The following is a 6,353-nucleotide window of genomic DNA, read 5'->3' as shown; positions in this document are numbered from 1 at the left end:
ACCTCAAAGCAGTGCTTTGGGCAAGCTGCGGCTAGCTTCCTAGTTTGCTCTTTGATTTTCATTGAGTATAAATGGTAAAATCTGATTTAAAGGTCTTGTTTAATTTCTCTATTGTGACACTATCATTATATTCCTTACATATTCTCATAGCTTTGGAACATTCTTTTTTGCCTAACTCTACTTGATTCGTTTTTATGAGATAAATACCTTTTAAAAAAAGCAAATAAGTCTTTTCAAAATAATATCCTTGTCTGGTCAGTAAATTTTCTAAATCATCTATAAAAAATTGAGCGCTATCTAACAAATTATTTTTTAATAATAATTCTAAATTAAATAAATATAAAGGAATTACTCTATGTGTTCCCATATCTGTTTTTAAAAAATGTCGTGTTTTCTTGATTACAGCTCTATAAGGAGCATATCTATTATGCACCCCCCTATGTCTCTTGGGAAAGGGGAACTAATGAGAATCACAATAGGCTCATTCGGAGATGGTTACCTAAAGGAACTAAGAAAACGACTCCCAAAGAAGTCGCATTCATCGAAAATTGGATTAATAACTATCCTAAAAAACACTTGAACTACAAGTCCCCCAGAGAAGACTTCTTGATGGAGAACTTGAAATTTGGCAATGAAATAAAGACTATACAAATTGATTAGGGAATTTAAAACATAGTAGATTGAAACTAGAATAGTACACCTCTACTTCTAAAACATTCTTAGAAATCGATTTGACTGTCCTGATCGATTTATCCTGTTCTTATTTCATTTCACTATAATTTCTAACAATATTTTAAAAACTGAACCGTACTATTTCAACTTCAATACATTACAATATTGATAGGCACAGTTCCCATACCTGTCCAAATTCGAATAACGTTTAGTATAAATTAGAATATGACTACAACATCACAAATAATTAGACTATCTATAATATCTACGATGTAACATATACATAGGAAGCACCGTTATCAAGAGCGCCAAGGCTATCAACCAGATAAGATGAAGATACAAACCTGTCACCTCACCTCCCCATATAATACGAATCATGCGGGTAGCGTGATACAAGGGAGAAAACCAAGTCAAATCACCAAGTATTGGGGGCAAGGAAGTAATGGGAAAGAAGGTATCTGAAAACATATAAAGAGGACGGATTACCAAAACATTGTAGTAATTCAGAAATTCCCTAGACGGTGCCAAGTAGGTAAAGATTAGTCCTAAAACACCAAACAAATAACCCACTATAAATAAAATCAGAGGAATCAATAACATCAAGACATGAAAATGCGCTGTGATAAGCATGGAAATCAGCCAAAAAATCCCACCGAAAATCACTGCACGAATACCTGCCCAGATAGCCTGACCCACCACAATATCACTCGTATTGATTGGCGTCATCAACATAGCATCATAAGTCTTTTCAATCTTATACTGGATAAAGGCATTGACCGTTGTTTCTGCGGTGGCCGCAGACATGGCAGTCGCAGCAATTAAACCTGTAATGACAAAATCACGGTAGAGCATACCGTTAACATGCGTCAAGTAGGCACCAACTCCAAATCCCATTGCTAAAAGATAAAAGAGGGGGTCGATAAGGTTGGGGACAATTGAAATTTTAAATAAATTTCTAAAACTCATGTAGTTGCGTACCACAACGTGTCCGATGGACTGAAATGATAACTTAAACATGCAAGTCCTCCTTCTCTGTCCCAGTCAACCCCAAAAAAAGCGTCTCAAGGTTGTCAGCATCATACTTGATGAGCAAGTCTTCTACAGTTCCTTCTTCTTTGATAGTCCCTTGGTGGAGCATCAGCACCCTATCTGTCAAATATTCAATCTCATTCATATAGTGGGAAGTAATAATGATAGAAACACCTAATTCCTTCAACTCCAAAAGTTTATCCCAAATAATATTGCGGGATTGAATGTCTAAACCAACTGTCGGTTCATCTAAAATGATAATATCAGGCCGATTGATGAGAGCTCTTGCCAAGACAAGACGTCGTCGCATCCCACCCGACAGCTGATTCACCATCTTTTGCGCATGTTTGCTCAGTTGAACAAAATCCAAGAGAGAATCGATTCTCTTCCTAAGTTCGACAGATGAGATACCATAACATAGACCGTGAGCAAAAAGATTATCATAAACATTCAAGGTCATGTCCAGCATATCCTCCTGCCCTACAATACCCAGACAAGATTTACTCTTACGACGATTGGTTTCAATATTTTGCCCCAAGATATCAATCTCTCCTGAGGAAATTGAGGTCAGTGAGTAAATCATCTTTAAAGTGGATGTTTTGCCAGCACCGTTGATTCCCAAGATACCCAAACACTCTCCTTCTCCCAATTCAAAGCTAATTCCCTTGACAGCTTCATAAGAACCATATTGCTTTTTTAGATTTTTAACACTTAACTTCTTCACTCTTTCTTCCCCCCACAAATAGAGCATGTTGGATACTTTGTTAATTCATCAAAATGTTGTTCGAATGTTATAAAGTCAATTGAGAATCTTTTATTAAATGTTAGCAATGCTTCGTATCCCCAAAAAATATATCTTAAAATTTCAAACGAAATAAAATACCCTTGAAATAGACAAGCAGAACCTAAAGCACCATTCGGAGTTCTGAACATCTCTAGTTCCAATGAATTTGTCATCGTACGAACAGTTTCCAACTCCTCAGCATACTCAGGAATTTTTTCCAAATCCTCTAAAAACTGACAGTAATAGCACGCTGCTTTATACGGAATAATTGAATATACTTTCCCATTTTTCTTACCCACCACAGCAGACAGACATAATTTATTGTATTGAACACAAGCTTCATTGACCCAAAAATCAATATAGCCTGTTGGATAATCTGCAACATTTACTACGATATCACATTTTGAAGTTTTTATTAACTCATCAACATCCTCTTTTGAACCTATCTCTTTATCAAGTACCTCAAATTCAATTAAAGGATTAAACTTTCTAAGCGACTCTTTTGCAGCCTCTACTTTTCTTTTTCCAATATCAGATGTCGAATACAAAATTTGTCTATTGAGATTACTAGCTTCTACCGTATCAAAATCAACTGCTGTAATATGCCCTATACCTAATTCAGCCAATGCTAGACAGATATTACTTCCTATACCACCAATACCTAAGAGCAAAATACGCGTCTTTTTTAATTTTAACTGATAATCATATTTTGTTAAAGATAATGTATCTAAAGTATTAAAAAAGTTAAGATTTACGGAATATCTGTCCAATTCTTCTGAAGTTAATTCAGTTGTAGTAACAAAATTATCCTCCAAATACCCTAGTGTATCTAGTAAAGAAATACTTTCTTCTACCTCATTAGGGGACAAGCTATCAACTAAGCTACAAATTTCATTGATTGTGTATTGTCCATCGAGGAGCTTAATGAGCTGAGTATACTTCTCATCCAGATTCTCAATCTCAATACCATAATCTTTTCCCATACCTAATCTAATTTTATCCTTTAAAAATAGGACACTATGAATATCTTTAATTTTAGGTAAATTCAATTCTATTTCCTCCTAAAATAGACAAAAGGAATGGAAAAATCCATTCACTTTTGAAAAAATGTTGAGAATGTAATCTTAAGATTAACGTCCTTCAACTGTGGATACTGCTGCAATTACTTTTGTAATTTTCATTAGAATTTACCTCCATTTAAACTCAGACAATAAAATTTAAAATATTCTCTAGTAAAACATTTTAAAAATCTATTTATCTTGTGCTTTAATTATAGTATAATAAAAGATAGAAAATCATCGATATATGAAATTTGGAGAAAATTTTTATGGAACCAGATATTTTCATCATCACAAAACTCTTATCAGACCCTTCTCGGATGCACATTTTAGATATTCTAATGGATGGAAAAGCTCACACGGTTAACAAAATTGCCAGCTTTACCAAAATCAAGCAACATACTGTCAGCTATCACCTCAAATTACTTACCGAAGCACAGGTAACCACTCTACAAACCTATGGACGTTTTCATTATTATTCCTTAAAAAGTGCTGCCATTGCAGAAATGCTGGAATTTCTCAGCTTCTACTCTCCTCAGCGTGATGTCAAAAGTTATAAACAACACATTCACAAAAAGGAATTAAAGGTCGCTCGCACCTGCTATGACCATATTGCTGGTGAGCTTGGCATTTCCATTACCAATTATCTCTTGCAAGAAAATCTCCTCAGCGAATCAGAAAAAGACTTCCAACTCACTGAAGCTGGGAAGTCTTATTTCCAAAGAAAATTACACATTGATACGGATGAATTGAAAAAGAAAAAACGGAAATTTTGCCCTAAATGTTTGGATTGGAGCGAACGTAAAAATCATGTCGGCGGAGCTCTCGGCAATGCTCTTTTAGAATTTTTCAGTGAAAAACAATTGGTCATCCCTACACAAACGCCACGTTCACTTACCATTACAGAGCAGGGCAAAGAATTCCTCGAAAAGGAGTGGGGGATTTAAACATGGATTTTTAAGCAAATAACTGTCCATACCAATTCTATAACAACCTCTCTATTCCCCTTACTCTCCCAACTGGGCACTGTAGGCGATAATCTGATCAACCGTATCAGACAAGAATTGGATGGTATCACGAAGTGGTTTGTCTGTTGAAATATCGGCTCCGATAATCATGGCTGACTCAAGCGGTGTCTTGCTACCACCTGATTTGAGGAGATTGAGCCAGTCTTCAGCTCCGGTTTCAGAGTTTTTAAGATGAAGGTAACCAGCTGTCGAGATAACTAGTCCTGCTGAGTAAGTATAACTATACAAGCCCATGTAGTAGTGAGCTTGGCGCATCCAAGTCAAAGCTGCATCATCGTCGATTTCAATGGCATCTCCCCAGAAATCGGTCAAAACTTCCTTCATAATGCTGTTGAGTTTGCTTGCTCCGAAAGTTTCTCCTTCTTCAATCAGTGTATAAACCTTGCGCTGGAAGGCTGCTTCCAAGAGGTGGGTGATGAAATTATGGAAGTAGGTGTCTGTCAAGCGATGAGCCAGAGCGAAGCGTTTTTGACGTGGGTCATTAGACTGGTTCTCTAAGTAATCACTGAGTAGCAATTCATTGAAGGTCGACGGTGCTTCAACATAATAGGTCGACATGTGGGCGTTGAAATAGCTTTGATGATTGTCTGAAAAGATGAATTGACCAGAATGCCCGATTTCATGAATCAAGGTATAGACATCGCTCAAACGGCCTGTCCAGCTCATGAGTACATAAGGGTGTACGCGATATGGGTCCGCCGCATAACCACCGGAATCCTTGCCACTGTTAGCAGCAAAGTCCACCCAGCGCTCTTCTTGGTAACGAGCAACTTCCTGACAATATTCTTGCCCCAAAGGTTCTACCGACTTCATGACCAAATCATAGGCATCGTCAATAGTCACTTCAGGATTGAGGGCGCTGTCCAAGTCCAATTTCCAGTCTGCAAAGGTCATCTTTTCAAGACCATTTACCTTGGCAACATGCTTGAGGTATCTCTGAGCGACTGGTGCAAAGTCCTTCATGATGAGGTCAATCTGGCGATCAAACATGACACGGTCCACTTCTTGTTCAGCTAGAAGATAGTCAAAGACAGAGTCATATCCCTTCATATCAGCCAAGAGTTTTTCAGACTTGACCTGAGCCAGATAGGCTGCTGCAGCCGTATTTTGGTGCTTACGAAGTCCCTCTGAGAAGGAACGGAAGGATTTCTCACGAACCTCAGCATCCTCGTGATTTTGGTAGAAATTCTCATAGGTGACAAAGCTGTTTTTATAGGTCTTGCCATGGGCTTCAAAGTCAGCCATTTCAAAATCCCCAGCTCGCATCTTAGTATAAATGTCCTGCGGACTATAGAAAACTTCACCGAGATTTGTCAAGGTCTTCTCCACATCTGCCCCTAAGTAGTGGGCTTTTTTGATTTTAGCCTGACGAATGGCAGCTGTTAAATGTGGCAATTTACCCAAACGGTCCAAGACTTCCTCGTCTGCTGCCACCAAGGCATCGTCAAAGAAGGTCAAGGCTACGCTGGCAGCTGTTTCAAATTCCATCCCAGCTTGGGCAATATTGGCAAATTCGTCATTGCTATAGTCCGTCGTCTGAGGCATAAAAGCATAGTTGCCAATATGGCTCATCTGAATGTAGATCTGTTCCAATTCCGCAAAGGCCTTCTCGAAATCCTCAAAAATGTGAAGATTGCCCTTGTAATCACGGCTAAACTGATTGATGTCTTCGCGAGCTTTCTCGATTGCACGCAAGAAATCCTCACGGTCTTGGTATAGGGCTGTTAAGTCCCAGAGTTCCTTCTCTGGAAATTCTGAACGGTGTTTTTGTTCCATTTTCTT

Annotated in this window: 6 protein-coding genes and 1 pseudogene; 2 read left to right on the top strand and 5 right to left on the bottom strand. The window is 38.0% G+C overall.

Annotated elements, in window-relative coordinates:
- Positions 1-58 precede the first annotated feature (58 nt).
- Positions 59-367 carry a hypothetical protein gene (locus HT691_RS02255; RefSeq protein ID WP_240148190.1) on the bottom strand — a complete coding sequence of 103 codons (309 nt, stop codon included), beginning with the start codon at positions 365-367 and terminating at the stop codon, positions 59-61.
- A 44-nt stretch (positions 368-411) separates the two neighbouring features.
- On the opposite strand from HT691_RS02255, the pseudogene HT691_RS02250 reads away from it, so the two are divergent.
- Positions 412-660 (top strand): annotated as a pseudogene (locus tag HT691_RS02250) (hypothetical protein); the annotation flags it as partial.
- 264 nt (positions 661-924) lie between these two features.
- Here the strand turns inward: HT691_RS02250 and HT691_RS02245 are convergent.
- From HT691_RS02245 to HT691_RS02235, 3 genes are read right to left on the bottom strand one after another with little or no spacing between them, the layout of a single operon-like run.
- Positions 925-1,689 (bottom strand): ABC transporter permease, encoded by a 765-nt coding sequence (locus HT691_RS02245; RefSeq protein WP_000475592.1) that lies wholly within the window; start codon positions 1,687-1,689, stop codon positions 925-927.
- Positions 1,682-2,452 (bottom strand): ABC transporter ATP-binding protein, encoded by a 771-nt coding sequence (locus tag HT691_RS02240; RefSeq protein WP_172923199.1) that lies wholly within the window; start codon positions 2,450-2,452, stop codon positions 1,682-1,684. The genes HT691_RS02245 and HT691_RS02240 overlap by 8 nt, the downstream gene beginning before the upstream one ends.
- Entirely contained in the window at positions 2,422-3,534 is a 1,113-nt protein-coding gene (locus HT691_RS02235) for a ThiF family adenylyltransferase (RefSeq protein ID WP_172923200.1), read from the bottom strand. The genes HT691_RS02240 and HT691_RS02235 overlap by 31 nt, the downstream gene beginning before the upstream one ends.
- 278 nt (positions 3,535-3,812) lie before the next feature.
- Here HT691_RS02235 and HT691_RS02230 point away from each other — a divergent pair, with 278 nt between their 5' ends.
- Positions 3,813-4,490 (top strand): metalloregulator ArsR/SmtB family transcription factor, encoded by a 678-nt coding sequence (locus HT691_RS02230; RefSeq protein WP_172923201.1) that lies wholly within the window; start codon positions 3,813-3,815, stop codon positions 4,488-4,490.
- A 60-nt stretch (positions 4,491-4,550) separates the two neighbouring features.
- Here HT691_RS02230 and pepF read toward each other — a convergent pair whose 3' ends face one another.
- Positions 4,551-6,347, bottom strand: coding sequence for an oligoendopeptidase F (pepF, locus tag HT691_RS02225; protein WP_023935669.1), 1,797 nt, complete (start codon positions 6,345-6,347; stop codon positions 4,551-4,553).
- Positions 6,348-6,353 lie beyond the last annotated feature (6 nt).

This window comes from Streptococcus sp. 477 (assembly GCF_013277295.1).
In the GTDB taxonomy this organism is placed as follows: Bacteria; Bacillota; Bacilli; order Lactobacillales; family Streptococcaceae; genus Streptococcus; species Streptococcus pseudopneumoniae.
The sequence above is the reverse complement of the archived record's forward strand: the minus strand, read 5'-3'. Positions and strand labels throughout refer to the sequence as shown.